The sequence below is a fragment of the Streptomyces parvulus genome (assembly GCF_014648855.1).
In the GTDB taxonomy this organism is placed as follows: domain Bacteria; phylum Actinomycetota; class Actinomycetes; order Streptomycetales; family Streptomycetaceae; genus Streptomyces; species Streptomyces parvulus.
On record NZ_BMRX01000011.1, the window covers coordinates 170,096 to 195,285 of the forward strand.

24 protein-coding genes and 1 riboswitch are annotated in these 25,190 nt (G+C 72.8%); of the genes, 14 read left to right on the forward strand and 10 right to left on the reverse strand.

Features of this window, described 5'->3' with window-relative positions; genetic code table 11:
* The first annotated feature begins 21 nt into the window (after positions 1-21).
* Positions 22-206: riboswitch (cobalamin riboswitch) on the forward strand.
* Between the two features lie 30 nt (positions 207-236).
* The 4 genes from IE108_RS22975 to IE108_RS22990 are packed head-to-tail and all read left to right on the forward strand — an operon-like array spanning position 237 to position 2,892.
* Positions 237-944: an energy-coupling factor ABC transporter permease gene (locus tag IE108_RS22975; protein WP_064730272.1), complete on the forward strand. Its 708-nt coding sequence runs from the start codon at positions 237-239 to the stop codon at positions 942-944.
* A complete protein-coding gene (locus tag IE108_RS22980) occupies positions 941-1,279 on the forward strand; it encodes an energy-coupling factor ABC transporter substrate-binding protein (protein ID WP_064730271.1) in 339 nt (112 codons plus the stop codon). Before IE108_RS22975 ends, IE108_RS22980 begins: the two co-directional genes overlap by 4 nt.
* On the forward strand, positions 1,280-2,029 hold the full coding sequence (gene cbiQ / locus IE108_RS22985) for a cobalt ECF transporter T component CbiQ (RefSeq protein ID WP_064730270.1): 750 nt from the start codon (positions 1,280-1,282) through the stop codon (positions 2,027-2,029).
* An 8-nt stretch (positions 2,030-2,037) separates the two neighbouring features.
* A complete protein-coding gene (locus tag IE108_RS22990) occupies positions 2,038-2,892 on the forward strand; it encodes an ATP-binding cassette domain-containing protein (RefSeq protein ID WP_064730269.1) in 855 nt (284 codons plus the stop codon).
* 28 nt (positions 2,893-2,920) lie between these two features.
* Here the strand turns inward: IE108_RS22990 and IE108_RS22995 are convergent, their stop codons facing one another.
* Complete coding sequence (locus IE108_RS22995; RefSeq protein ID WP_064730268.1) at positions 2,921-4,531, reverse strand: MFS transporter; 1,611 nt, start codon at positions 4,529-4,531, stop codon at positions 2,921-2,923.
* 139 nt (positions 4,532-4,670) lie between these two features.
* Between IE108_RS22995 and IE108_RS23000 the strand changes: the two genes are divergently transcribed.
* Entirely contained in the window at positions 4,671-5,249 is a 579-nt protein-coding gene (locus IE108_RS23000) for a TetR/AcrR family transcriptional regulator (protein ID WP_064730267.1), read from the forward strand.
* A 78-nt stretch (positions 5,250-5,327) separates the two neighbouring features.
* Here the strand turns inward: IE108_RS23000 and IE108_RS23005 are convergent, their stop codons facing one another.
* The 6 genes from IE108_RS23005 to IE108_RS23030 all read right to left on the reverse strand — a co-directional run bounded on the left by IE108_RS23005 (position 5,328) and on the right by IE108_RS23030 (position 10,646).
* On the reverse strand, positions 5,328-5,987 hold the full coding sequence (locus IE108_RS23005) for a TetR/AcrR family transcriptional regulator (RefSeq protein ID WP_064730266.1): 660 nt from the start codon (positions 5,985-5,987) through the stop codon (positions 5,328-5,330).
* 86 nt (positions 5,988-6,073) lie between these two features.
* The gene (locus tag IE108_RS23010; RefSeq protein ID WP_064730265.1) at positions 6,074-6,826 is read right to left on the reverse strand and encodes a GbsR/MarR family transcriptional regulator; all 753 of its coding nucleotides are present in this window, start codon (positions 6,824-6,826) and stop codon (positions 6,074-6,076) included.
* A gap of 251 nt (positions 6,827-7,077) precedes the next feature.
* Entirely contained in the window at positions 7,078-8,103 is a 1,026-nt protein-coding gene (locus IE108_RS23015; protein ID WP_064730264.1) for a pyridoxal-phosphate dependent enzyme, read from the reverse strand.
* The gene (locus IE108_RS23020) at positions 8,024-9,091 is read right to left on the reverse strand and encodes a GHMP family kinase ATP-binding protein (protein ID WP_064730263.1); all 1,068 of its coding nucleotides are present in this window, start codon (positions 9,089-9,091) and stop codon (positions 8,024-8,026) included. The genes IE108_RS23015 and IE108_RS23020 overlap by 80 nt, the downstream gene beginning before the upstream one ends.
* On the reverse strand, positions 9,088-9,897 hold the full coding sequence (locus tag IE108_RS23025; RefSeq protein ID WP_064730262.1) for a Rossmann-like domain-containing protein: 810 nt from the start codon (positions 9,895-9,897) through the stop codon (positions 9,088-9,090). Before IE108_RS23025 ends, IE108_RS23020 begins: the two co-directional genes overlap by 4 nt.
* Entirely contained in the window at positions 9,894-10,646 is a 753-nt protein-coding gene (locus IE108_RS23030; RefSeq protein ID WP_107420303.1) for a class I SAM-dependent methyltransferase, read from the reverse strand. Before IE108_RS23030 ends, IE108_RS23025 begins: the two co-directional genes overlap by 4 nt.
* Positions 10,647-10,963: 317 nt before the next feature.
* Between IE108_RS23030 and IE108_RS23035 the strand changes: the two genes are divergently transcribed.
* Positions 10,964-12,295: an MFS transporter gene (locus tag IE108_RS23035; RefSeq protein ID WP_064730260.1), complete on the forward strand. Its 1,332-nt coding sequence runs from the start codon at positions 10,964-10,966 to the stop codon at positions 12,293-12,295.
* Positions 12,296-12,335: 40 nt separating this feature from the next.
* On the opposite strand, the gene IE108_RS23040 is transcribed toward IE108_RS23035, so the two are convergent.
* Positions 12,336-13,973 carry an amidohydrolase gene (locus IE108_RS23040; RefSeq protein ID WP_064730258.1) on the reverse strand — a complete coding sequence of 546 codons (1,638 nt, stop codon included), beginning with the start codon at positions 13,971-13,973 and terminating at the stop codon, positions 12,336-12,338.
* Positions 13,974-14,017: 44 nt separating this feature from the next.
* On the reverse strand, positions 14,018-15,517 hold the full coding sequence (locus IE108_RS23045; protein ID WP_064730256.1) for an APC family permease: 1,500 nt from the start codon (positions 15,515-15,517) through the stop codon (positions 14,018-14,020).
* Between the two features lie 141 nt (positions 15,518-15,658).
* Between IE108_RS23045 and IE108_RS23050 the strand changes: the two genes are divergently transcribed.
* Together IE108_RS23050 and IE108_RS23055 are read left to right on the forward strand one after the other, a co-directional pair.
* Positions 15,659-16,348: a TetR/AcrR family transcriptional regulator gene (locus IE108_RS23050; protein ID WP_064730255.1), complete on the forward strand. Its 690-nt coding sequence runs from the start codon at positions 15,659-15,661 to the stop codon at positions 16,346-16,348.
* Between the two features lie 139 nt (positions 16,349-16,487).
* On the forward strand, positions 16,488-17,429 hold the full coding sequence (locus tag IE108_RS23055) for an endo-beta-N-acetylglucosaminidase H (protein ID WP_064730253.1): 942 nt from the start codon (positions 16,488-16,490) through the stop codon (positions 17,427-17,429).
* 169 nt (positions 17,430-17,598) lie between these two features.
* Here IE108_RS23055 and IE108_RS23060 read toward each other — a convergent pair whose 3' ends face one another.
* Positions 17,599-17,847 carry a hypothetical protein gene (locus IE108_RS23060; protein WP_159394631.1) on the reverse strand — a complete coding sequence of 83 codons (249 nt, stop codon included), beginning with the start codon at positions 17,845-17,847 and terminating at the stop codon, positions 17,599-17,601.
* A gap of 227 nt (positions 17,848-18,074) precedes the next feature.
* Between IE108_RS23060 and IE108_RS23065 the strand changes: the two genes are divergently transcribed.
* The 6 genes from IE108_RS23065 to IE108_RS34855 all read left to right on the forward strand — a co-directional run bounded on the left by IE108_RS23065 (position 18,075) and on the right by IE108_RS34855 (position 25,181).
* Complete coding sequence (locus IE108_RS23065; RefSeq protein ID WP_064732003.1) at positions 18,075-18,782, forward strand: GNAT family N-acetyltransferase; 708 nt, start codon at positions 18,075-18,077, stop codon at positions 18,780-18,782.
* 112 nt (positions 18,783-18,894) lie between these two features.
* Positions 18,895-19,683: an OBAP family protein gene (locus IE108_RS23070; protein WP_064730250.1), complete on the forward strand. Its 789-nt coding sequence runs from the start codon at positions 18,895-18,897 to the stop codon at positions 19,681-19,683.
* Between the two features lie 389 nt (positions 19,684-20,072).
* Positions 20,073-21,383 carry a helix-turn-helix domain-containing protein gene (locus tag IE108_RS23075; RefSeq protein WP_064732002.1) on the forward strand — a complete coding sequence of 437 codons (1,311 nt, stop codon included), beginning with the start codon at positions 20,073-20,075 and terminating at the stop codon, positions 21,381-21,383.
* Positions 21,380-22,132 (forward strand): toll/interleukin-1 receptor domain-containing protein, encoded by a 753-nt coding sequence (locus IE108_RS23080; protein ID WP_064730249.1) that lies wholly within the window; start codon positions 21,380-21,382, stop codon positions 22,130-22,132. The genes IE108_RS23075 and IE108_RS23080 overlap by 4 nt, the downstream gene beginning before the upstream one ends.
* On the forward strand, positions 22,129-24,117 hold the full coding sequence (locus IE108_RS23085; RefSeq protein WP_159394630.1) for a hypothetical protein: 1,989 nt from the start codon (positions 22,129-22,131) through the stop codon (positions 24,115-24,117). The genes IE108_RS23080 and IE108_RS23085 overlap by 4 nt, the downstream gene beginning before the upstream one ends.
* Positions 24,114-25,181, forward strand: a complete 1,068-nt coding sequence (locus IE108_RS34855; protein ID WP_229852289.1) for a hypothetical protein — start codon at positions 24,114-24,116, stop codon at positions 25,179-25,181. The genes IE108_RS23085 and IE108_RS34855 overlap by 4 nt, the downstream gene beginning before the upstream one ends.
* Positions 25,182-25,190 lie beyond the last annotated feature (9 nt).

Consider the following 25,190-nt stretch of genomic DNA (forward strand, 5'->3'; position numbering starts at 1 on the left):
GTCACCACCCCCGTGGGAGCACTACTGTCGCCACGCCTTGGTGAACGGGAAATCCGGTGTGATGCCGGTGCGGCCCTCGCCACTGTGAATCGGGAAGTCCGGCTCCGGCCCTCGCGGGCAGCCACTGGGTCCTCGTGACCCGGGAAGGCGTTGCACGGACTGCGGTACCCGTCAGCCAGGAGACCGGCCAAGGCGCGTCGTCCATCCACGAGGTGCTGGAGAGGGTCTGCTGAGCCATGCACATAGCCGAGGGCTTTCTGCCACCGGCGCACGCGATCGCCTGGGGTGTCGCGTCCGCGCCGTTCGTCGTCCACGGAGTCCGGTCACTCACCCGTGAGGTCAGGGAGCACCCGGAGAGCACGCTGCTCCTCGGCGCCTCCGGTGCCTTCACGTTCGTCCTGTCGGCCCTCAAACTGCCCTCGGTCACCGGGAGCTGCTCCCATCCGACCGGCACGGGCCTGGGAGCCATCCTGTTCCGGCCGCCGATCATGGCGGTGCTGGGCACCATCACCCTGCTCTTCCAGGCGCTGCTGCTCGCCCACGGCGGGCTCACCACGCTCGGCGCCAACGTCTTCTCGATGGCCGTCGCCGGCCCCTGGGCGGGATACGCGGTCTACCGGCTGCTGCGCCGCTACGACGTGCCGCTGATGGTCGCCGTGTTCTTCGCCGCGTTCGTCGCCGACCTCTCCACGTACTGCGTGACCAGCGTGCAGCTGGCGCTGGCCTTCCCCGACCCGGGCAGCGGATTCCTGGGCGCGCTCGGCAAGTTCGGGTCCATCTTCGCGGTCACGCAGATCCCGCTCGCGGTCAGCGAGGGCCTGCTCACGGTGATCGTGATGCGGCTGCTGGTGCAGTCCAGCAAGGGCGAACTGACCCGGCTCGGCGTCCTGCTGACCCGGTCCGGCAAGACCACGTCCGACGAGCCGGAGGCGGTGGCCCGATGAGCCGCAACGCGAAGATCAACGCCCTGCTGCTGCTCGCCGTGGCCGCGCTCGCGGTGCTGCCGCTGGTGCTGGGGCTCGGCGACCACAAGGAGGAGCCGTTCGCCGGCGCGGACGCGGAGGCGGAGACGGCGATCACGGAGATCGAGCCGGACTACGAGCCGTGGTTCTCGCCGCTGTACGAACCGCCGTCCGGGGAGATCGAGTCGGCGCTGTTCGCGGTGCAGGCCGCGCTCGGCGCGGGCGTGCTGGCGTACTACTTCGGGCTGCGCCGGGGCCGGCGGCAGGGTGAGGAGCGCACGGCGGCCGCGCTGCGGGACGCCCCCGGGGGCGACTGAGTGCTGCCGATCGACGCGGCGGCGCACAGCAGTCGGTGGCGCCGCCGCCACCCCGTGGACAAGGCCGTGCTCGGTCTCGGCCTGACCGTGCTGGCGATCTCGCTGCCGCCGTGGCCGGGCGCCGCGCTGGTGCTGGTGACGGCGCTCGCGGTGCTGCTCGGACCGGCGGGTGTGCCCGGGCGCCGGCTGTGGCGGGCGTACCGGGTGCCGCTGGGGTTCTGTGTGACGGGCGCGCTGCCGCTGCTGGTCCAGGTCGGGGGCCCGGACGGGTTCCTGACGGTGGCGCAGGGCGGGCCGGCGCGCGCCGGTGAGCTGCTGCTGCGGACCTCGGCGGCCTCGCTCGGGGTGCTGCTGTTCGCGTTCACCACGCCGATGTCGGACCTGCTGCCCCGGCTGGTGCGGGCGGGGGTGCCCGCGCCGGTGGTGGACGTGGCGCTGGTGACGTACCGGATGAGTTTCCTGCTGCTGGACTCGGTGCGCCGGGTCCGGGAGGCGCAGGCGGCCCGGCTGGGGCACACCACGCGGGCCGCGACCTGGCGTTCGCTCGGCGGTCTCGGCGCCACGGCGTTCGTGCGGGCCTTCGACCGGGCCGCGCGGCTCCAGTCGGGGCTGGCCGGGCGCGGCTACGACGGCACCCTGCGCGTCCTGGTGCCCGAGGCCCGCGTCTCGGTGGCCTTCACGGCGGTGAGCGGCGCGCTGCTCGCGGCGCTGGCGGCCCTCACCCTCGTACTGGAAGGGCCGTTGTCGTGAGCGGGGCGATGGAGGAGGCACCCGGCGGGGGTGGGAGCGGGGCCGCGCTGGTCGCCCTGCGCGGTGTGGCCTTCGCCTACGAGGAGGGCCCCGACGTGCTGAGGGGGCTGGACTTCTCGGTGCGCGAGGGGCGGGCGCTGGCGCTGCTGGGCCGCAACGGCAGCGGCAAGACCACGCTGATGCGGCTGCTGAGCGGCGGACTGCGGCCGCGCGCGGGGACGTTGGCGCTCGGCGGTGAGCCGGTGGCGTACGACCGCAAGGGGCTGACCCGGCTGCGGACCACGGTGCAGCTGGTGGTGCAGGACCCGGACGACCAGCTCTTCGCGGCCTCGGTGGGCCAGGACGTGTCCTTCGGGCCGCTGAATCTGGGCCTGCCGGACGCGGAGGTGCGGTCCCGGGTCGACGAGGCGCTCACCGCGCTGGACATCGGATCGCTGGCCGACCGGCCGACGCATCTGCTGTCGTACGGGCAGCGCAAGCGGACCGCGATCGCCGGGGCGGTCGCGATGCGGCCCCGGGTGCTGATCCTGGACGAGCCGACCGCCGGGCTCGACCCGGACGGCCAGGAGCTGCTGCTCGCCACGCTGGACCGGCTCCGCGCGGGCGGCACCACGGTGGTGATGGCCACCCACGACGTGGACCTCGCCCTGCGCTGGTCGGACGACGCCGCGCTGCTCACCCCGGACGGTGTCCGCACCGGCCCGACGGCCGCCACGCTGGCCCGCACGGACCTGCTGCGGCAGGCGGGGCTGCGGCTGCCCTGGGGCGTGGCGGCGGCCGGACTGCTGCGGGCGCGGGGCCTGTTGGCGGGGGACGCGGCGGGGCCGCGGACTCCGGAGGAGCTGGCCGCCCTGGCCGACTGAGGCGGGTGCCGGCCCGGGCGGCGCGTGGTCAGCGCGCAGGGTCGCCGCTCTCCGGCTCGGGGGCGGCCGGCGCGGTCTCGTCCCCGGCGGCGTGCCGGCGCCGGCCGGGCAGCACGGCGAGGACGATCAGGGTGCCGGCGGCCATGATGATGCCGCCGACGAGGCTGGTCGTCGAGACGCCGTGGGCGAAGGCCCGGCCCACCGCGTCGGTGAGCGCCTGGGCCTGCTCGGGCCCGGCGGCCGGGTCGGTGGCGAGCCGCTGGGCGACCGCCAGCCCGCCGCCCACGGAGTCCTGGGCGGTGTCCAGCGCGGCGGCCGGGAGGCGGTCGCCGACCAGGCTGCCGAGTTCGTCGCGGTAGGCGGTGCCGAGCAGGGAGCCGAGGACGGCGATGCCCAGCGAGCCGCCGAGTTCCAGCGCGGTGTCGTTGGCGCCGCCGCCGACGCCCAGTTCGCTCTCCGGGAAGGTGCCCATGATGGTGTCCGTCGCCGGGGAGACGCTGAGGCCGATCGCCAGGCCGAGCAGCAGCATCGGGGCGAGGAAGTCGGCGTAGGTGGAGCCCTGGTCGATCAGGACCAGCAGGAAGACGCCGGCCGTGCCGATCGCCATGCCGGAGCCGACCATGGCCTTCACGCCGAGCCGCGGGGTGAGCCGTCCGGTCACCGCGGCGCCGACGAACACGGCGCCGGCCAGCGGCAGCAGGCGCACGCCGGTCTCCAGCGCGCCGAAGCCGAGCACGAACTGCAGGAACTGCGTGGCGTAGTAGATGGCGCCGTAGGTGCCGAAGAAGAAGAACAGCACGGCGAGCATCGAGCCGCTGAACGGCCGCTGGAGGAACCGGCGCACGTCCAGCATGGGGTGCGGGTGGCGCAGCTCCCAGGCGACGAAGGCCACCAGGCCGACGGCCGCGACGACGGCGGCGGCGACCGGGCCGGCGCCCCAGCCGAAGTGCGGGCCCTCGATGGACGCGTAGACCAGGCTGCCGACGGAGACGATGGACAGCAGTCCGCCGACGTAGTCGATCCGGCCCATGCCGACCGCCCGGGACGGTGGTACGAGGGCCAGCGCGCCGACCACGGCGAGCACCGCGATGGGGACGTTGACGAGGAACGTCGATCCCCAGGCGTGGTCCTCCAGGAGCCAGCCGGCGACCAGCGGGCCGACCGCGATGGCCAGTCCGGAGGTGGCGGTCCAGGCCGTGATGGCGCGGGCCCGCTCACCCCTGGGGAAGACCGCGACCAGCAGGGAGAGCGTCGCCGGCATGACGACGGCGGCGCCGACGCCCATGACCGCGCGGGCCGCGATGACCAGTCCCGTCTCCTCGACCAGGCTGCCCATCACCGAACCGCCCGCGAAGATCACCAGACCGGCGATCAGCGCACCGCGGCGGCTGTACTTGTCGCCGATCGCGCCGAGCACCAGCATCAGCGCGGCGTACGGCACGGTGTAGCCGTCGATGACCCACTGGAGGTCGCTGCTGCTCAGGCCCAGGTCAGCGGTCATGTCGGGCGCCGCCACGATCAGCGACGTGTTGGCCATGACGACGATCAGCAGGCTCAGGCACAGCACGAGGAGGGCCCACCAGCGCCGTGGGTAGGGCCCGTTCATCTTCTCGACGGGGGTGGTGGCCAGGAGGGGCATGAGGGCTCCCGTGAAAGCGGGTGGAAACGCGGGCGGATTAATTGCCCATCGATGTGCAGACAACGTCAGAGTAGTTTGTTGCACAGTGGCGTGCAAATATGGCGCTCCGGTCCGGAGGCGCACGACGAGCGGAGGCGGTATGACGACGGCGAACCGCGCCCGCATCCTGCGGGCGGCCGAACGGCTGCTGGGCCGCGATCCCGACTGCAGCCTCGCGGAGGTCGCGGCGGCGGCCGGCGTGGCGCGCCGCACCGTGTACGGCCACTTCGCCGGCCGTGACGCGCTGGTCAGGGGACTGGTGGAGGAGGCCGCGGAGGCGGTGCGGCACGCCCTGTCCGGCCCCGGCGCACCGGCTCCGGGCGACGACCCCGCGAGGGCGCTGGCCCGCTTCGTCCGCACCCTCTGGCCGGTCGGCGACCGCTACGGCACGCTCATCGCCCTCGCGCGCCGCCGGGGGCTCGACCCGGACCCGGTGCACGCCGTGCTCGGCCCCGCCCGGGACACGGTCGCCGCGATCGTCGCCCGCGGGCAGCGGACGGGAGCCTTCCACACCGCCGTGCCGGCCGGTGTCCTGGGCGCCGCCCTGGAGGCACACCTCCTGACTCTCCTGGGACACGCGCGCTCGGGAGCCTGGGAGGACGACGGCCGGGGCGCGGCGGTGGCGGCGCTGGTGGCGGCCGGAGTGGGAGTCGGGGGTGCGGAGGAAGTCGTCGGGTGAGGTGTCACGGCGCGGGAGCCGAGAGGAGTGGCGGCCCCGCGAACCGGCCGCCGGAACGGACTCCGGGGAGGCGGCGCCCTACTCGCCGGGGACGGACTCCGCGGGCACGGCGGCCGGCCCGGCCTCGGCGACCACCGTCCGGGCCCGCCGCTGGGGTACGCCGGCCGCGATCAGCGTGGCGACGGCGGCGCGGGTGCCGTCGTCCCGCAGGGCACCGGTGTTGACCTGTTCGAGAAGGGCCACGATCATCGCCTCCAGGCCCGCGCTCAGCACCGCGGGCGGCAGGTGCGCGGGGAACACGCCGTCCCGCCCGCCGCGTTCGAGGATGGCGGTGACCTCGGCGCGGGCCGGGGCGAGGATCTCCGCGACGCGCTCCACACCGAGGTCGTGCCGGGCGAGTGCGAGGAGCATCCGGTAGCGGTCGCCCACGGGCCACATCAGCAGCACGAAGTGCGCGAGCGCCCGGTCGGCGGGCTCGTCGGGCCCGACCCGGTCCGCCCCGGCGGCCATCGCGCCGCGCAGCACCTCGGACGCCTCCTCGGCGAGGGCCTCCAGGAGCGCCGCGCGTCCCGGGAAGTGGCCGAAGAGGGTGCGCCGTACGACTCCGGCGGCCCGGGCCAGCTCCTCCAGGGTGGTGTCCGGGTTCCGCCCCAGCTCCCGGCGGGCGGTGGCCAGGATGCGCGCCCGGTTGGACCGCGCGTTGCGCCGCTGCGGCTCACGGGCGACGGGCTTGGTCACGGCAACCTCGGGGGCTGTGGGTCGGAGGGGGTGACGGAGATTCCATTCTGGCACGTGGGCGGAGGTGACGGCGTGGCCGCCGACGGTCAGCGCTCCCCGGTCGCTTCGGTGCCCTCGGCGGCGGGCGGCTCGGCCTTGACGTAGAGGATCTCGCGGGCCTGCTCGGCGGCGCGGGCGATGCTCTCGGAGACGAAGTCTAGGAACCGGGCGACGTTCTCGAGGCGGACCCCGGCGGGAGTGGCGGAGCCGAGGACGCCGACTCCCTGGCGCGCGGTCTCGACGATCTGGAGGGTGCCGCGGGCGCTGGCCATCATCGACTGGTACCAGATGTCGTCGTCGACGACGTACCGCTCGCGGCGGCGGTCGTCGCGCTCCCGGCGCACGAGGCCCTGACTCTCCAGGAAGGCCACGGCCTTGGACACGGCGGCGGGGCTGACCTGGAGGCGCTCGACGAGTTCGGCGGCGGTGAGACTGCCCGAGTCGGTGGTGGTGAGGCAGGCCAGCACGCGGGACATCATCTTGGCCAGCCCCGACTGCATGAGGACGGTGGTGAAGACCTCCTCGAACTCCCGCACGGCCTCGGCGTCCCGCCCGTCGGCCACCGCCGGTGCCTCGACCGTGCGGGGCGCGGTCTGCCTGCGGCGGTGGGCCCGGCGTTCGGTGGCGCGGTGGGCCAGGTCGGCGCGGTAGGCGGTGGGGCCCCCGTTGCGCATGACCTCGCGGGTGACGGTGGAGGTGGGGCGGTCCAGGCGCCTGGCGATCTCCGCGTAGGCGAGACCGTCGGCCAGGCCCAGCGCGATCTGCTGACGTTCCTGCTGGGTGAGTCTGCCGCCCGGCATCGGGGCCTCCCTCGCGATCGGTGCAACGGCGCGTGGGGAGTGTAGCGTTCGCCACCTTTCCATTGCAACGCGCCGTGAGATGACGCCGCATCGCCTATACATTCATTGCAACGCTTTAGTCTATTTCAAGTAGCCTTTCTCCAATCCATCGCAACATGCTGGTTGCGCACCCCACAAACGCAACGTAGCGTTTCCACTACGAGAAACGACGATCCACGTCGTACGGGGGGCGGCGGGGTGCGCGCGTCCGGTTACGCCGGACCACCCCCGGCCACGGCGTTGCGCGGGGCCGGGGAGCCGTTCCACTCCATGCGGGACCAGGGCATGGCGAGGTCGTCCGGGGAGGTCACCGGGCGGGGCGTCAACTCCTCCACGGAGGGCGCCTCGTCGGGGCGGGCGAAGACCGTGTCGACGTAGCGGTGCCCGGTGTCGGCGGCGATGAACACCGTCGTCCGCCCGGGCTCGGCACGGTGTTCCCAGCGGGCGGCCAGATACGCGGCGCCGGTGGACAGGCCGGCGAAGACGGCGTGCCGGTGCAGCAGGTCGACGCTTCCCGCGCGGGCGGCGTCGAAGGCGAGCCAGTGGACGGTGTCGTACAGGTCGTGGCGCACGTTGCCGAACGGGATGGAGCTGCCGATGCCGGCGATGATGATCTCCGGGTCCAGGACGTGGTCGCTGCCGAAGGTGACGCTCCCGTAGGGCTGGACACCGACCAGCCGCACGCCGGCGACGCGCTTGCGCAGGTACTGGGCGAGGGCGCCGGTGGACGCCCCAGACCCCACGCCGCCCACGAGGGTCAGCGCCCCCGTGCCCGTCTCGGCATGGATCCTCTCGGCGACCGCCTCGTAGCCCAGGTAGTGGATGTCGTCGTGGTACTGGCGCATCCAGTGGTACTCGGGGTGGTCCCGCAGGATCTCCCGGACCCGCGCCACCCGGCGGCTCTGGTCGAGCTTCAGGTTCGCGCTGGGCTCCATCTGCTCCAGCCGCGCGCCCAGCACGGCGAGTTGGGTGCGCAGGGTGTGGTCGACGGTGGTGGAGCCGACGATGTGACAGCGCATGCCGTAGCGGTGGCAGGCGAGGGCGAGCGCGTAGGCGTAGATCCCGCTGGAGCTGTCGACGAGGGTGTCCCCGCGCCGCACCGCACCGGTGTCGAGCAGGTGGCGTACGGCGGCCAGGGCGGAGACCGCCTTCATCGTCTCAAACCGCAGGCAGACGAGTCCGTCGTCGAGACGTATCAGGTCCGGCCGGCCGATGGCTTCCGAGATGTGCGCGTCCACGGGAGGGGTCCTCGCTCGGGGTCGGGGGGTGGATGGTGGGGCCCGGTCGGGTGGTGAAGACGCGGGTGGGCGTGACCCCTTCGCGCTCCAGCGCCCGCGCGCAGCGGTGCAGGCGGGCGTCGAGGCCGGGGTCACGGGGGTCGAAGAGGACACCGGCCACGTTGCCGCTGTGGGCGACCTGCACGCCGACGGCGCCGCACCGGTCCGCGACGCGGGTGAGGACCGGGAACTCGGCGTGTGCGAGCCGTCGTTGGCCGAGCCGGGCGCTGGCGGTGCCGACCCTCCCCAGCAGGGCGGGGTCGCCGTCGGCCACGGCCCGGCGCAGCATCCGGCGCAGGTGCTCGTAGGCGTCGAGGTCGCGGGCGTCGTACGCCGGGGCGGGAAGGGCGAGGGTGTCCACGGGGGCGCCGCCGCCGAGGACGCAGCCCAGCACGACGGCGGGCGGCAGGGCCGGGCCGAGGGCCTCCAGGGTGCGGCCCTCGCGGTGCGCGAAGAGCAGCGGGCCCGGCCCGAGCATCAGCGGATCGCTCGCCCCCTCGGCCCGCACCGCCAGCCGGGCGACCGTCCGGGGCGGCAGCCGGACGCCCCACGCGTCGGCCACCGCGCGGACGGTGGCGATGACGTCACTCGTGGAGGAGCCCATGCCGAGACCCACGGGGAGGTCCCCGGTCAGCGCCAGCACTCCGCCGCAGGGCTCCGCCGCCGACAGCGAGGCGCACTCCCGCAGCGCGAGGACGGCCGCCGCGCGCGCCTTGGTCCGCCCGGCGGGCGTCACGTCCACCTCGTCGGGCGGGGTGCCGGGGCGGCGCGTGAAGTGGGCGGTGCTGCCCGGCCCGTTCACCGGCAGGGTGACCAACGCCTGGCAGGGGCGGCCCCGTCCGTCCCGGAAGACCCCCTGGAGGATCTCGCCGTGGTGGCCGGCCGCGTGTCCGGTGCCGGCGGCTTCGCGCGGCCGGGCGTCGCGGGCCCGCGGGGTGGTCGCCGTCATGCGCCGCCCGCCGCCCGGTAGCGGTACAGGGTCGTGGGCTCCGCGCTGAACTGGGAGAAGGGGAACGGCTCCGCGGACAGGGCGGTCACCCCCGCGCCGAGGAACGCGCGGGCCACGGCGCTGCCGGTCTGCGCGTAGACCACCAGCGGAACGCCTCGTTCACGGCAGCGCGCCAGGACGGTGTCGAAGGTGCCGTTGCTCAGGGTCATGCCGGTGGCGACGACGGCCTCGGCGGTGTCCAGGACCTCGTGCATGTCGTCGGTGACCGGGTCGCCCCACTGCGTGGTGCGGAGGTTGAAGTCGCAGAGCAGCGGGGTGCCGCCGCGCTCGCGGATGGCGGCGACGAGCGGGTTGACGACGCCGATCAGCCCGACGCGCGCCCCAGGCCCGGTGTCCAGCAGTCCGGCGATCGCCGCGTCCCGGGCCCGCGCCCGCACCTCGGGCGTCCCGGCGGGCAGCACGACCGGTTCGGCCCCGGCCGCCTCGCGGTGCGGGGCGGTCTCGGAGAGGTAGGCGTCGAGCGCGGCGATCCGCAGCGGGCGCGGCGCCTCGCGCAGCAGGGAGCCGAGGGGCGAGCCGGAGGCGTCGCGGCACAGAGCGGGGTCGACCTCGCCGGCCTCGAAGGCGCATCCGCCGAAGGAGCCGCCGACGCGGACGAGGACGTACTGGTTGAGGTACGTGGTGTCGCCGCCGGACAGCCGGGTGCCGTGGTGGATCCAGAACACGCTGGTGGCCACGAGCCCGTCCGGTCGCGGGCCGAACCCGCCCGCCAGGACGGCGGCCAGGAGGTCCTCGGTGTTCTTCACGCCTGGCCTCCGGTGCCGGGAACGTCGCGGGTGATGCGGAACAGGAAGGTCAGTACGCCGTCCCCCCAGTCGTGGAAGTGGGCGATCTCCGGGTGGAATCCGCCGTCCAGGGCGTGCTGGACGATGCCGCGCAGATCCGCGGTGTTGGAGACGATGACGAAGATCTCGCCGCCCGGGGCGAGCAGGTCCTTCTCCGCGATCTGCGCGAAGAAGGCGGCGAGCAGCGGCGCGCCCACGCAGACGTTGCGCACGACGTCGGGGTCGTCGCTGACGGTCCGGCTGACGGCGGACGGGTTGAACGTGACGACGTCCAGCCGCGGGCCGCCGGGCAGGTGGCCGAAGAGGTCGCCGGTCACGGGCAGGAAGGCGGTGCCCGGGCGTTCGCCGACGATGCGCGCGTAGTGGCGGGTTGCGGCGGCGACGCTCTCCGGGTGCACGTCGATCGCGTGGACCTCCCGGGCCCCGCGGACGGCGGCGGCGATCGTCTCGACGCCGAGCCCGGCGCCCATGGCGGCGTAGCGGCGGCCGCGGGTCTCGATCCGTCCGTCGAGCAGCCGTTCGTGGATCAGGCGGCTGGTCCAGCCAGGTATGAAGACACCGGGCGGGACGTCGAAGGCCCAGCCGTTCCACTCGTAGGACCGGGTCGTGTGCAGGTCGCCCCTGGGCTGGTTGAGCGCGATGATCCGCTCGCCGGGCAGGGGCGGGGGCAGGTGGTCCAGGAGGGCGGGTCCGGTGGCGGTCAGGTCCACGTGGGCTCCTCGGGCTCGCGGGAAAGGGGGATGTGGGCAGGGGTGGGGACGTGTCCGTCCGGGGGCCGTGCCGGGAGCCCCGGCGGGGCCGACAGGGACTCTAACGGAAATGATTGTCATTACGATAGCCTGCCCGAGGGATGCCCGGCCGCTCGGTGCCACCCCGCTGCCGCCCGGCCCCGCGATCGTCCCCGACACCCCGGGGCCGGCCGGACCCTCCGTCCGGTTCGGCCGGCCGCGCGACTCGACGCGGCCCCGCCGCCCGACTCCCCCGCACCGCCCGCAACTTCGCCTCACCAGGACAGGAGCGCTTCATCGTGCCGACCTCACCCGCACCGACCACCACCCGAGGGGCCGGGTCCGGAGGGCGACGGCCCATCCTGCTCGACGTCGCGTTCCTCCGACTCTGGACCGGCGCCACCGCCTCGGGCCTGGCCACCTGGGCCCTGCCGTTCGTACTGGGCCTCGCCGTGCTCGACCGCACCCTCGGCGCCACCGACCTCGGCCTGCTGCTCGCGGCCCGCACGATCGGGTTCCTCGCCGCGGTGCCCGTGGCCGGGGTGCTGGCCGACCGCCACTCCCGCCGGAAGGTCGTCCTCTGGGCGGGGCTCGCCTCCGGAGCCGCGGCCCCGGTGCTGGCGGCCGGGCTCGGCCGCTCGGTGCCGCTGATGGCCGCGGCGGCGGCGGTCGCCGGGGCCGGACAGGGGGCCTGCCGGCCGGCGTACCAGGCGCTGACCGCCGAGGTGGTGGACGCCGGCCGCAGGCAGCAGGCGAACGCCGCCATGACCCTCGCGGTACGGGTCACCACGCTGGTGGGTCCCTCGCTGGCCGCGCTGCTCGCCGTGTTCCTCGACACGGCGGCGCTGCTGGTGGGCATCGGACTGCTGTGGCTGGTCGCGGCGTTCGTACCCGGCCGCGGTGCACGCCCCGGCGTCACGGGCGGTGCGGGCGGTGCGGGCGGTGCGGTCGGTGCGGGCGGTGCGAAGGACGCCCCGGGCACGTCGTTCCTCGCCGACTTCGGGGAGGGCGTCCGGGAGGCGCGCAGGCATCCCTGGTTCATCGCGGGCCTGGGCGCGCTCACGGCCGTCATAGCCACCGGCTACTCGGCGACCGGCGTGGCGCTCCCCCTGGTCAGCAGGGACGAGTACGGCACCGAGGTGGTCCTCGCGGGCGCGACGACCGCGTACACGGCCGGGGCGCTGGCCGGTGCCCTGCTCATCGCCCGCTGGCGCCCGCGCTCCCCCGGCCGGGCCGCCCTGGCCGGACTCGCGGCCTACGGCTTCGCCCCGCTCAGCCTCGTCCTCCCCGTGCACCCGGCCGTGGTGATGGCCGCCTACGCCGTCGCGGGCGTCGGCATCGAACTGTTCAACGTGCCGTGGTTCACCGCCGCGCAGCGCGAGGTGGCACCGGACAGACTGGCCCGCGTCTCCTCCCTGGACTTCCTGCTCTCGTACGGTCTCGCCCCGCTCGGACTCGCCCTGATCGCCCCCGCCATCGAGGCGTTCGGCGCCGCACCGGTCCTGGTCGCGTGCGCGTTCACCTGCTTCGCGGCGCCGGCCGCGGCCGCCCTCGTCCCGTCCTCCCGCGGCTTCTCGCACCGTCCGGCAGCGGAGCCGGCCGAAGCGCGCGCGACCGGCGCGACCCGCTGAACGCGGCTGCCTGGTCCGGCTCCCACGGGGCCGGCCGGTCTCAGGAGTGCACCCGCCGGCCCCCGACGAAGGTCTGCTCGACCTCGGTCAGGGCGATCTCCTCGACCGGGTGGGCGAACGGGTCGCGGTCCAGGACGACGAGGTCGGCGAGCCTGCCCGGCACGATGGTGCCGGTGTCGTCGAGGTGGTTCACGTGTGCGCTGCCCGCCGTGTGGGCGGCGAGGGCTGCGGCCAGGGTGATGCGCTGCTCGGGGAGGAAGACGGGGAGCGAGGATCCGGGCTGGTGGCGGTTGACGGCGGTGTGGAGGGCGGCGATCGGGTCGGGGCTGGACACCGGCCAGTCACTGCCGAAGGCCAGTTGCGCGCCACTGCGCACGAGGTCGGCGAAGGGATACTGGCGCGCGGCCCGCCGGCTCCCGAGGAACGGGATGGTCAGTTCGTCCATCTGCGGCTCGTGGGCGGCCCACAGGGGTTGCACGGTCCCGACGGCGCCGAGTTCGCGGAACCGCGGGACGTCGGCGGCGTCCACCACCTGCAGGTGGGCCAGGTGGTGCCGGTTGTCCCGGTGGCCGTTGGCCCGGCGGGCGGCCTCGACGGCGTCGAGCGACTCGCGTACGGCCCGGTCGCCGAGGGCGTGGAAGTGCACCTGGAAGTCCTCGGCGTCCAGGCGCTCGACGATCCCGGCGAGTTCCCGGGGATCCACGAAGGAGATCCCGGAGTTGTCGGACGCGCAGCCGCACGCGGTGAGGTAGGGGGCGAGCAGCGCGGCGGTGTGGTTCTCCGCGATGCCGTCCTGCATGATCTTCACGCTGTGGCAGTTGAGCCTGCCCAGAGTGAACTCGGCCCGGCGTGCCAGGAGTTCGGGAAGCTGCTCGATCCCGCGGGCGCGGTCCCACCACAGGGCGCCGCGCACCCGCGCGGTCAGCAGGCCCCGCTCGACGGCCCGGCGGTAGGCGGGTGCCGGGTCGGCGGTGGACGCGTGGTCTCCCAGGAGGGCGTCCTGCCAGGCGGTGACGCCGAGGGAGTGCAGCAGGGACTGGGCCCGCAGCAGCCCCTCCAACTGCTCGTCGGGGGTGACGGGAGGGACGTGCCGGGCGACCAGTCCCATCGCACCCTCCTGGAGCATGCCGGTGGGATGACCGTCCGCGTCCCGTTCGACGCGTCCGTCGGCGGGGTCGGGGGTGTCCCGGGTGACACCGGCGATGTCCAGGGCCCGGCTGTTGGCCCAGGCACCGTGATGGTCGCGGTTGACCAGGTAGGCGGGCCGGGAGGGTACGAGGGAGTCGAGCAGCCGCCGGTCGGGCCGGCCGCCGGGGAAGGCCTCCATGGACCAGCCGCCGCCCGTGATCCAGGGGCGCTCGGGCCGCGCGTCCGCGTAGGCGCGGATCACCGCCGCGCAGCCTTCGGCGCCGACGGCACCGGACAGGTCGCACTGGCCCATCTCCACTCCCGCCCCGACCGGATGGACGTGAGCGTCCTGGAAGCCGGGGACGAGCAGGCGGCCGCGGAGGTCCACGACCTCGGTGGAGGGCCCGATCAGCTCGGTGACCTCGTCGTGCCCGACGGCGAGGATCCGGTCGCCCCGGACCGCGACCGAGGTGGCGTAGGGGCGTACGGAGTCGACGGTGTGGACGGGGCCGCCGGTGAAGACCAGGTCGGCGGCGATCGAGGCAGGCACGGTGACACTCCAGGCAGCTGAGGTGGTGTACGGGAGGGCGGGGATCAGGGCGTGTCCATCGGCAGGGCGAGGCCGTCCGCGTCGGTGCCCCGGCCGGTGCCGAAGTAGGGGGAACGGCGGCGCCATTTGGCGACGGACGCGGCGACGAGTCCGGTGAGGACGAACAGGGCCGGGATCAGCAGCATGAACCAGCCGTTGTCCGGTGACGCCTCGAAGTGGTCGCTCTCCGTCGCGTACTGGTAGGCCAGGAACAGCCCGAGGCAGAACAGGGCCAGTGCGGCGGCGCCGGGGACGATCACACTCCGCAGGGCTTCCAGCGGCCCTTCGCGCAGTGCGCCCCGGAAGCGCACCGCGCACGCCAGCGCGGTGAGGCCGTAGTAGAGGGAGACGACGAGGCCGATGGAGTTGACCGCGGTGAGAATCATCAGGTTGATCCTGGGGATGCCGACGGCGAGGACCGCCACGGCCGCGGCCAACGCCATGATCATGACGGTGCCGGCGGCGGGAGAGCCGTAGCGGGGATGGATCCGGGTCCACAGGCGGCCCAGGGTCTGGTCCCTGCCCATGGCCAGGGCGCCGCGCGCGGTGGGGATCACCGACGACTGGAGGGAGGCGAAGGCGGAGCACATCAGCGCGGCCAGCGGCAGCGACGCCCAGGGCTCCGGGGCGAGCATGGCGCCCAGCCTGGTCAGCGCCTGCGGCCCCTGGGCCACCAGTTCGCCGGTGTCCATCATCCGCTGGAACGCGAGGGCGGCGAACACCAGCAGGCCGAGCATGGCCAGCAGGGCGATGAACCCGCCGCGGGAGGCGTCGGACGCGTTCCTGGTCTCCTCGTTCACGGTGAAGGCGGCGTCCCAGCCCCAGAAGACGAAGACCGCGAGCACCAGACCCTGCGCCAAGGAGTGGGCCGAGCCGATCGCGAACGGGTTCAGCCACGACCACGAGAACGGCTGGTCCCCCGCCACGACCGCCCAGGTGCAGAACACCAGCAGCACCGCGTACTCGAAGACCAGCAGGGCCCACTGCAACCGGGTCGCCGAGCGCACGCCGGTCACGGCCGTCACGGTGACGGCCACGAGGGCCGCCAGGCCGACCACCGTGCTCACCCCGGTGGACCCCGGATCGAGCGCGATCCCGAAGACGGCGTGCGCACCGAGCTTGTTGGCGAACTGGAGGATCACCGACCCCGTGACGGCACCGGTGTACGCCATGAAGACGACGCTGGCGACGAGTACGACCCACCCGGTGAGGAAGCCGGGCCAGGCACCCAGGGAACGCCCGACCCAGGTGTACCCGTTGCCGCAGTTCGGTTCGGTGCGGTTCAGCCGCGCGTACGACAGCGCGATGCCGAGGATGGGCAGAACCGCGACGATCAGCAGCGCCGGTGTCTGGCGGCCCGCGTACAGCGCGAGGGCACCCATGCCTATGCCGATGCTGGTCGTCGCGGCCGTACTGGACGCCGCGATGGCGATGCCGTCGCGCACACCGAGCGTGCGGCGCATCTGCGGGACGGGCGGTTTCGTCCCCGGCGGGGCAACGGCCATGGTGCGCTCCTTCTCGTGGCGAGGGGGGGTGCGCCGATGAAACAACCGCGCCATACTTACGTCAATAAGTTGTCGTAAGAGCGCGTGGGAGTCCGGGCCCGGCCCCGCACCCACGGAGGACGAGAGGGCGAGGACGAGAAAGTGGAGTCACAGCGCATCCCCGTCGGACGCAAGCGCAGACGGCCGACGCGGGCCGGTACCGTGCTCAGCGAGGAGCGCATCGTCTCGGCCGCCCTGGAACTCGTCGAAGCACCGGGCACCAGCGCCTTCACGGTGCGCCGGCTCGGCGAGGCGCTGGGGTGCGACCCCTCGGCGGTCTACCGCTACTTCGCCAACACCGACGCCGTGCTCCTGGCGGTCGCCGACCGCCTGATCGGCGACTCACTCGAGGGCTTCACCCCCGGCGACGACTGGGTCGCCTCGCTCCGGGACTTCGCGACACGGGTGCACCGGTCGGTCCTGAGCCATCCTCGGCTGGCCGCGATCAGCACGGCCCGGGTGACCGCGGGTCCGGCGGAGCGGCGGGCGGTGGACACGGGCATCGGGATCCTGCTGGGGGCCGGCTTCGCTCCCCCGGAAGCGGTGCGCCTCTACTTCGCCTTCATCGACACCGTCCTCGCCCACGCCGCCCTGGACGCCCGGGTGCGCGACCTCACGGAGGCCCAGCGCGGCCAGGAGGGCCTGGCCTGGAGGGACGTCTACGGCAACCTGCCGGCGGACGACTACCCGCACGTGCACGCCGTGCGCGCGCATCTGCCCGGGGGCGCGCACTCGGCGTTCCCCGACACGCTCGACCTGCTGCTGGCCCAGTTCGAGGCGCGGTTGGCCTGAGCCGGGCGGGCGCATGCGTGGAAGTCGTGAAGAAATGGCGCACGGCTCCCGGCACTCGGCCACGCCGACGGAACACTCGGAGCCTCACCGGGCGCTTCGAACACGTAGGGCGCCGCCACGCGATGGGAGACCGACAACGATGTCCAATCCGGTACGGACCAGAGTACGGACGGCCGCGCTCGCCCTCTCGGCCGCCGCGGCCCTCGCCCTCGGCACGACCACGACGACCGGCGCGACGGCGGCCCCGGCACCCGGCCCCGCGCCCGCGTCCGCGGCCGCCAAGCAGGGGCCGACCTCGGTGGCGTACATCGAGGTGAACAACCACAGCATGCTCAACGCCGGCAAGTACACGCTGGCCGACGGCGGCGGCAACGCCTTCGACGTCGCCGTGATCTTCGCGGCGAACATCAACTACGACACCGGCGCCAAGAAGGCGTACCTGCACTTCAACGAGAACGTGCAGCGCGTCCTCGACAACGCCGCCACGGAGATACGGCCGTTGCAGCAGAAGGGCATCAAGGTCGTGCTGTCGGTGCTCGGCAACCACCAGGGGGCGGGCTTCGCCAACTTCAGGTCCCAGCAGACGGCTTCGGCGTTCGCCAAGGAGATGTCGGACGCCGTGGCGAAGTACGGCCTCGACGGCATCGACTTCGACGACGAGTACGCCGAGTACGGCCAGAACGGCACCGCCCAGCCCAACGACAGCTCCTTCGTCCACCTGGTGACGGCACTGCGCGCCAACATGCCGAACAAGATCATCAGCCTCTACAACATCGGCCCCGCGGCGTCCCGGCTCTCCTACGGCGGCGTCGACGTCTCGTCGAAGTTCGACTACGCCTGGAACCCGTACTACGGCACCTGGCAGGTCCCCGGCATCGGCCTGCCCAAGTCCCGCCTGTCCCCGGCGGCCGTCGAGATCGGCCGCACCTCCCCGAGCACGGTCGCGAGCCTCGCCCGCCGCACGGTCGACGAGGGCTACGGCGTCTACCTGACGTACAACCTCGACGGCTCCGACCGCACCGCGGACGTCTCGGCGTTCACGAGGGAGCTGTACGGGAGCGACGCGGTGTACACGCCGTAGAGCAGCGCCGGGCAACCGGCCGGCCGCCGACAACGATGTCGGCGGCCGACGCGGTGGGTCGGGCGCCGGCGCTCTGGTGGGGCGGCGCTCTGGTGGGGCGGCGTGCTGGTGCGGCGGCGTCTTCCCGATCGGGGGACGCCGCCGGCCGGAGGCCTCGCCGCGCCTACCCTCACGTCCCGCTCTCCTCCGGGAACGCGTCGGCACGCAACCGCGCCCGGGCCGTCATCGCGGTGATGACCATCACGAGGGCCAGCGCGAACTGGACCATGACGCGTCCCGCCGCCGCGCCCGTGGCGAGGTTGGCGACGGCCAGCACGACCATCACCACCGCCAGCGCCGGGGCCAGCCAAACCAACACCCGGTCGACCGAGCGCATGAACCCTCTGCTCGCGGCGTCCGTCGGTCTTCTCTCAGGCATGCCCGTCGTCTACCCCGAGAGGCGGCAGGCCTGCCGGCCCCGGTGCCGGTCCTCGTCGTGGCCGGCGCGGGCCGCGGGGCCGGGCCCGGGTGACGACGGCGCGGTGGGCGTCCGGAACCCCGGCGCGGGCGCTACAGCACCAGTCGAGCGCACCGCCCGCCACGGATGTGAGACTGACGCGGTGCCGGTAGACACCACCACCCACCCACCACGGAGGAAACCGCATGATGCCCGCTGACGACGACCCGGTGCTCGACGATCCGGTGGGTCAGTCGCTCGGCACGCGGCACGCACATCTCGCCCGCCGCCTCGGCCGGGCCGCCACCTACCGCGCGGGCGTGGCGACCTTCTCCGCCGTGTCCACCGAGCCGGACGCGCGGGACTGGGCCGACCTCGCCGAACTGCTCGGTCCGGGCGCATTCGCCGACATGTTCAGCTGCCCGGCGATCCCGCCGGCGGACTGGGAGCCGGTCTTCACACTGGAGGGCCGCCAGATGATCTGGCCCGGCGGAATCCACCCGACCGAGCCGGACACCGAGCCCGGGAGCACCGGCCTGGTCGAGCTGGGCCCGGACAGCGTGCCCGACATGCTCGACCTCGTGGCGCGGACCGAGCCGGGCCCCTTCTGGCCGCGCACCCGCGAACTCGGCACCTACGTGGGAATCCGCGTCGACGGCACCCTGGTGGCGATGGCCGGAGAGCGCCTGCGACCGCCGGGATGGACGGAGATCAGCGCCGTCTGCACCGCCCCCGAGGCACGGGGGCGAGGACACGCCGCCCGCCTCGTCGGCGCGCTCGCCGCACGCATCGCGGCGCGTGGCGACCGCCCCTTCCTCCACGTGGCCGAGAAGAACACGCGCGCCATCGCGCTGTACGAACGCCTCGGCTTCAAAACCCGCAGGCAGGTGACATTCCGGGGCTTCCGCACCCCGTAGGCCCACCCGATAGGTCCACTCCGTAGGTTCCAGGGCGCCCGTCGCGACCCGTCGCCGGAGGGGAAGCCGACGGGTCCGTTACGGCCACCACGCCTTGGGAACCCGCCTCCCCATGGCATCCATCCAGCGAAAGCGCTGTTCCAGCGGCTCCAGCCTGGGGACGGCGTCGTCCATCGCCATCGGTGCCGCGGCGGGCGTGACGGCCGCGGCCGGTCTCCTGCTCGGCCGCAAGGCGGCGACGATCAGCAAGATCGGCAAGGGCCATCCGCTGAAACACCGCGCGCTCGACGTGGCCGCCGGGGCCCTGCAGACGAAGTACCCGCTCGACGCGATGAGCACCTACCTCAACGGCTTCCACATGTACGCCGACGACATGGGGCGGCAGGTGGAGGCCACGCACTTCTGCATCCACCTCCAGCACGACCTGCACCAGTGCGTGATCTTCGACCGCAACGCGCCCGACGCCCGGCTGATCGGCATCGAGTACATCATCAGCGAGGAACGCTTCCGCGCACTGCCCGCCGACGAGAAGCGGCTGTGGCACAGCCACCACTACGAGGTGAAGTCGGGCCTCCTGGTCGCGCCCGGCATCCCCGACCTGGCCGAGCACGCCTACTTCGAGGACCTCGTGACCACCTACGGCAAGACCTTCCACACCTGGCAGTACGACCGCGACGACTTCCCGTACGGCATCCCGCAACTGATGATGGGCTTCACGCAGGACGGCCAGGCCGCGGACGCACTGGTCCAGGCCCGCGACGAGAAACTCGGCACGTCCACCTCCGGCAAACGGCACAACCGCGCGGACATCCCCACACCGGACGTCGCTCCGGGGGCGAACCAGTGGGAGACGGGGAGGACGGTGCAGACCCGGGTCGAGGAGAGGGACTTCAGGCGCTGACGTCGCCGACCGCGGGTGCGGAAATCGGCCGCATCTGCCCCAGCCCGTCTCGTCGGTCACCGCCGGCACCGTGAGCGAGTCCGGCAGGAATCGAGTACGGCGAACAACAGATCTGATTTCGGAACCTGTCGGCCCACGCCTCGACGCCGACCGGCGACCGAATCGACCCGCCCGCAGTTCAACCGCGGGCGGGCTTTTCTGATTCCTCGGAACAGGGTCCCCCCCCCCCCCCGCGGTGTGATCGCGGCTTGCTGACGAGGCTTGGCGCACCCCGCCGTCGGAGAAGGAAACGGGAAACAGCGTCGATCGCCTTGTCCGTCCGGGAGTTGGTGCCGCACTCTTCCGTGCAGTACCGCCTCGGCCCGGACGACCGGGTTTGGGAGGTCCCCGTGCCACAACCGTCCACACCGTTCGGCGAGGAACTGAGGAAGCGGCGTCTGGACGCCGGACTGAGCCTTACGGACCTGTCCGGCCTCGTGCATTACAGCAAGGCGCAGCTGAGCAAGGTCGAGCGGGGCATCAAGACACCCAGCCGTGATCTCGCACGGCTGTGTGACGCCGCGGTCGGTGCCGACGGAGCGCTGATCGCCCTGAGCACTCCTGTCGCTGTCGATTCGCCCGCCGTGTCGGCGCCGGGCCAGGTCGAGGAGGAGAACTGGATGATGCAGTTGTCACCGGACGGCCCGAGCTCTTTCGGGCCCGTGGGGCGGCGTGAGGTGATGAGTGCCGGTGTCGCCTCGCTGATGACCTGGAGGTCGGACGGATCGAGTCCGGCTTCTCCGGCCGCCGGCACCGGCTTGCTGGAAGCCGCACGCTCACTGTTCACGCACTACCGCAGACTGGGCCAGTCCGTGGAGCCCGGCCTCCTCCTGCCCGTCCTGATCGCGCAGACACACACACTGCGGGAGCTGTCGGCACAGAGCGACAGCAGCACCAGGCGTCGCCTGCTCGCACTCGGTTCCCGGTACGCCGAGTACGTGGGCTGGCTGGTGCAGGAGACCGGGGACGAGCGTGCGGCGCTGTGGTGGACGCAGCGTGCGGTCGACCTGGCCGCCGCCGGCGGTGATCAGGCACTGGCTGGTTACGCGCTGGTACGCAGGGCGTTGGTCACGCTGTACCGGGACGACGCCGAGCAGACGATCGCCCTGGCCCGCCGGGCGCAGAGCGGCGTGCTGCCGGCACGGGTCCGCGGTCTCGCCGCACAGCGCGAAGCTCAGGGGCACGCCCTCGCAGGTGATGTCGGCGCCTGCCTCCGTGCCCTGGACCGGGCGCGTGATCTGCTCGCCGGCCGGAACGACGGCGCCGACGACCCAGTGATCGGCTCGATGCATCTTCCCGATCCGGTCGGCATGGTCACCGGCTGGTGCCTCGTGGATCTCGGGCGTCCGCGCGAGGCGGGTGAGGAACTGGATCGCCAACTTGTCCAGGTGGGCACCGACGCGATACGCACGCAGGTGCGGTACGGCGTACGCCGCGCGCTCGCCTATGCCTCCGCCGGCGAGATCGACCACGCGTGCGCGCTGACGGAGCCACTGCTCGACGGTGTGACGGCGGTGCGCTCGGCGACCGTCACGACCGATCTCCGACGGCTCGTCCGGGCGTTGGGCCGCTACCCGGACCACCCACCGGTACGCCGGCTGGCCCCGCGGCTCGGCACCTTGTCCCGCCCGACCTTCCCTCATGAGGAGGCACCATCATGACCGAGATCTTCATCAACTACCGCACCGGGGACGGAGAGAGGACCGCGGCCCTACTCCGCCAAGGGCTGTCGCACCGCTTCGGCCCGGGACACGCGTTTCACGCGTCACAGTCCATCGTCCCCGGCGAGAGCTGGCCCGAACGATTACTGACGGCGGTCCGACGCAGCTCCGTACTCCTGGCCGTCATCGGGCCGGACTGGACGAACTTCCGTACCCGGCTCGAGGATCCCGAGGACTGGGTACGCAAGGAGATCGAGGAAGCTTTCGAGTGCCAGGTCCCCGTCGTCCCTGTTCTGGACGGGCGCAAGACCAGCCGGCTGACCAAGGCCGATCTTCCGCCCGCGCTGCGACGGCTCGCCGATCTCCAGTCCATCGCGTTCGACTCGGGAGACACCGACGTGTGTGTAGCGCGCATCGGCGATCTGATGGCCGACCTGATTCCCGGCCTCGACGACCCGTCCGGGACCGGGGCGGGGACGCCCGAGCCGGGCAGTGTGACGAATTCCATCGGAACCGTGAACGGCACAGCCGTACAGAGTCGTGACTTCACCGGTGATGTAGGCACCGTGGTCAAGGGTGCCCACGGCCCCGTCCACACCGGGAACGGCAACATCTACTCGCACTCACGTCATGTCTCGGGCGACCGTCACTTCTCGGGTGACGGGATGACGTACTTCGACGGCGACCACCACGGCCCCATCCAACACCGTTTCGGTGAGCGGGACGGTCACGAGGACAAGGACCGGTGAACCAGCACACCGGCACGTGGATCGGCGGCTCGGGCGTCACCGTCACGGGCCCTGGCCACGTCTACATCGGCGCGCAGCTCCAAGACTCCGACAAGCCGGCTTTCCGCCGGGTCGCCGAGGATCAACTCCGTCGACTGCGCTACATACTGGTCACTCCGCCGGGTATGGGCGAGGCTCGTGCCGTACTCGCCGACTCCGGCACCGTCGTCCTGGACGGTGTCCCCGGCAGCGGCCGGTCGGCTGCGGCCCGCGTGCTGCTGCACGAACACCACCGGGACAGTGGTGTCTTCCACGAGCTTATGCCCGGCGAGGAGGGCGAGCTCCCCCTGGAGGACCCGGCTCTCGTAGGGACCGGTGACCAGTTGCTGCTGGACCTGTCCGCCGCGGACGACCGCCGCTGGGCCGCGGCCCAGGCCGTCCTCCCGGCGCTGCGCAAAGCCGTGCACGAGCAGCGTGCCCACCTGGTCGTGGTCATGCCGCATCTCGGTGTTCTCGACCCGGACCTGCAGTACTGCCGCGTGGTGCTCCAACGGCCCCCCGCTCTCGGTGTTCTTCGGCGACATCTGCGCCTGCACGGCGTGCCGCCAGAGGAATATCTCCGGCACGACGGCACCGTGACCGGGTTCCTCAGAGCGAACAGACCAATGCGCGAGATCGCGGAATTCGCCGACCTGGTGCGCCGGGCACGCGAGGCCGGTCAGCCCGGGGACGGATTCGGTCAGTGGTGCGAGGCGGCCGGTCGGGCGCGCGACGACGGTCGACGAGAAGCCGCCGCGCTCGTCACCAAGCTGCGGGAGGCACCGCAACGAGCCCTGCTGATCTCCGTCTCCATGCTGCACGGGGCGCACGCCGATGTCATTCACCGCGCGACCGAGTACCTGTTGAGCGCCCTCGGGCCTGCGTCGGAGGGCGACTCGCCTCTGCGGCAGCGAGACCTCGCCGAGCGACTCATCGAGATCTCGGCCACTACCGCCCCCAACGGACAGGTCCGTTTCCAGAGGCTGGACTTCGACTCCGCCGTTCGTACCCATTTCTGGGACCACATGCCCGATCTCCGCCCTCACCTGGGCGCTTGGGCCGCGAGTGTGGTGGAGCTGAACGACCCCCACGTCGTCACCGTCGTGCGCGACGGCCTGGTGGAACGTGTGGCCGGTGAGTACCTGAGGACCGGGCGTGCGGACGGGCTGGGGACGCTTATCGAAGGCTGGAGCACCGGTACGACGAGCCGGCCCCTCCTGGAAGCGGCCGTGCACGCTCTCACACGTGGGCTGGCGGACCCGGTCCACGCCAGGGACTTCCGCGAGCAGATCTACCAGTGGTGCGCCAACCGGAGCCTGAAGGGAGAGCTCGCGCAGGTGCTGGTCCGCGTCTGTGCCGACGTCCTCGCGACCAGCCATCCCGATCAAGCCCTGGTCAGGCTCTACCACCTGGCCCGGCGTGAGCGCGGCACGACCCGTGCCCGGCAGGCGCTGTGCGATCTGGTGGCGCGAAGCCGCAGGCTGCACCGCATGCTGCTCGACCGCCTCGCCCGTTCCGACCTCTCACCCGCGCATCTCGGGATCTTCCTCCAGGCCAGTGACCCCGAACTGTTGACGTTCCGCCGCGGCACCTCACACGCGCTGATCGACGAGCAGAGCGCCCAGCGCTCCCTGACCATCTGCTGGCAAGCGGCACTGACCGGGTTGCCACCTCGGCAGTGGCAGGCCGAAGCGCGCCGCTGGTTCCACTGGGCGTCCGCCGGCACCGGATCGCACGGCGGGCTCCTGCTCGACCTCATCGTCAGTGCGGCACAGCAGTGCGCGGAGAAACGGGGCGAGGTTTTCGCTCTGATGTACGCGTGCGCCCGCGACGCCGAGCGCACCGGGCCGGGGGGCGCGGCGCGGGCCGCGGAGACCACCGGCCTGCTGCTCCACAAGATCAGCGCGGCTCAAGGCATCGCTCCGGCCACACGGCCGGAGACCTCACCCAGGGGGACTCGACCATGACCACCGCACGGAAAACCACAACCTTCTTCCTCACCGTTCTGAGCGGTCTCCTGCTGAGCATCGTCGGTCTGACGCAGCGATGGCCGGCATGGGTCTGGCCGCTGCTGGCCGTACTGCTGCTCGCCGGCCCCGCGGCAGTGTTCCGCATCGCCGCGATGCGCCGCGGCACGGTACCGGTGACTTTCGAGGAGCAGTTCACCGCCGCCCCCGTGGAACGCACGGAACACCGCGTCAGCAAGGTAGTGCTGCCCAGCATGTGGGCCGACTACGACTTCGTCTTCTCCGCGACGGTGCGATGGTGCCTCCTCGACGCTCCCGCGAGTGCTCCGGTTCTCAACCCGGCGGGACTCGCCGTCGACACGGTCCTCAAGCGGGCCCGGGCCATAACCGAGCAACGGGAACCGGTCCGGGCGTCACTCGTCGAGCAGGAACTGTCCGGCGCCCTGGCCCGGATGGCGCCCGAACCCACCGGACACCTCCAGGCGATGGCCGAGAACGTCCACCTCGTCCTGGGACAGCAGGACCAAGAGCGCCTCGACAAGCTCGCCGAGGTGCGCAAGGACGAGGAGGTCTGGGTGCACCAGCGGAAGTACGAGCAGAGCAGGCGCCGTTACTTGGGCGAGGACGTCCTCAAGGACACCGGCAGCGCCGTCGTTTGGTGGCTCGCCAGGAACGATGAGCACGTGGAACGTACCGTGTCCGACCTGGCCCTGCTCGCTCAGCTGACGTCGGCGGCCAACGACACCGAGGTTCCCGAACGGCTCAAGGATCTGATCTCCCAACAGGCCGGCGAGCCGCCGATGCCGGACTTTCCCGGGACAGAGCCTCCCGCAGCGCCGCAGCCACGGGGGACGGCCACAACGCACCTCTCCGACTTCCTCGACAGCATCGGTTTCACTCACGGAGACGTACGCCGCCCGATGCTCGCGGCCCAGATCGCCGGACTCATCAAGGAGCAGAACCGCCACGAGACCGCCGAGGACATCCAGCACCACTTCGATCCGCCGGCCTCCATCGCTCCGGACGACCACGACGCGTCTGCACCCGGCTCCCCTCTCGCATAGGAGAAGACA

Coding starts and splice junctions, on each gene's coding strand:
- IE108_RS22975 (WP_064730272.1), top strand. CDS start 237: ATGCACATAGCCGAGGGCTTTCTGCCACCGGCGCACGCGATCGCCTGG.
- IE108_RS22980 (WP_064730271.1), top strand. CDS start 941: ATGAGCCGCAACGCGAAGATCAACGCCCTGCTGCTGCTCGCCGTGGCC.
- IE108_RS22990 (WP_064730269.1), top strand. CDS start 2,038: ATGGAGGAGGCACCCGGCGGGGGTGGGAGCGGGGCCGCGCTGGTCGCC.
- IE108_RS22995 (WP_064730268.1), bottom strand. CDS start 4,531: ATGCCCCTCCTGGCCACCACCCCCGTCGAGAAGATGAACGGGCCCTAC.
- IE108_RS23000 (WP_064730267.1), top strand. CDS start 4,671: ATGACGACGGCGAACCGCGCCCGCATCCTGCGGGCGGCCGAACGGCTG.
- IE108_RS23010 (WP_064730265.1), bottom strand. CDS start 6,826: ATGCCGGGCGGCAGACTCACCCAGCAGGAACGTCAGCAGATCGCGCTG.
- IE108_RS23020 (WP_064730263.1), bottom strand. CDS start 9,091: ATGACGGCGACCACCCCGCGGGCCCGCGACGCCCGGCCGCGCGAAGCC.
- IE108_RS23045 (WP_064730256.1), bottom strand. CDS start 15,517: ATGGCCGTTGCCCCGCCGGGGACGAAACCGCCCGTCCCGCAGATGCGC.
- IE108_RS23055 (WP_064730253.1), top strand. CDS start 16,488: ATGTCCAATCCGGTACGGACCAGAGTACGGACGGCCGCGCTCGCCCTC.
- IE108_RS23060 (WP_159394631.1), bottom strand. CDS start 17,847: ATGCCTGAGAGAAGACCGACGGACGCCGCGAGCAGAGGGTTCATGCGC.
- IE108_RS23065 (WP_064732003.1), top strand. CDS start 18,075: ATGCCCGCTGACGACGACCCGGTGCTCGACGATCCGGTGGGTCAGTCG.
- IE108_RS23070 (WP_064730250.1), top strand. CDS start 18,895: ATGGCATCCATCCAGCGAAAGCGCTGTTCCAGCGGCTCCAGCCTGGGG.
- IE108_RS23080 (WP_064730249.1), top strand. CDS start 21,380: ATGACCGAGATCTTCATCAACTACCGCACCGGGGACGGAGAGAGGACC.
- IE108_RS34855 (WP_229852289.1), top strand. CDS start 24,114: ATGACCACCGCACGGAAAACCACAACCTTCTTCCTCACCGTTCTGAGC.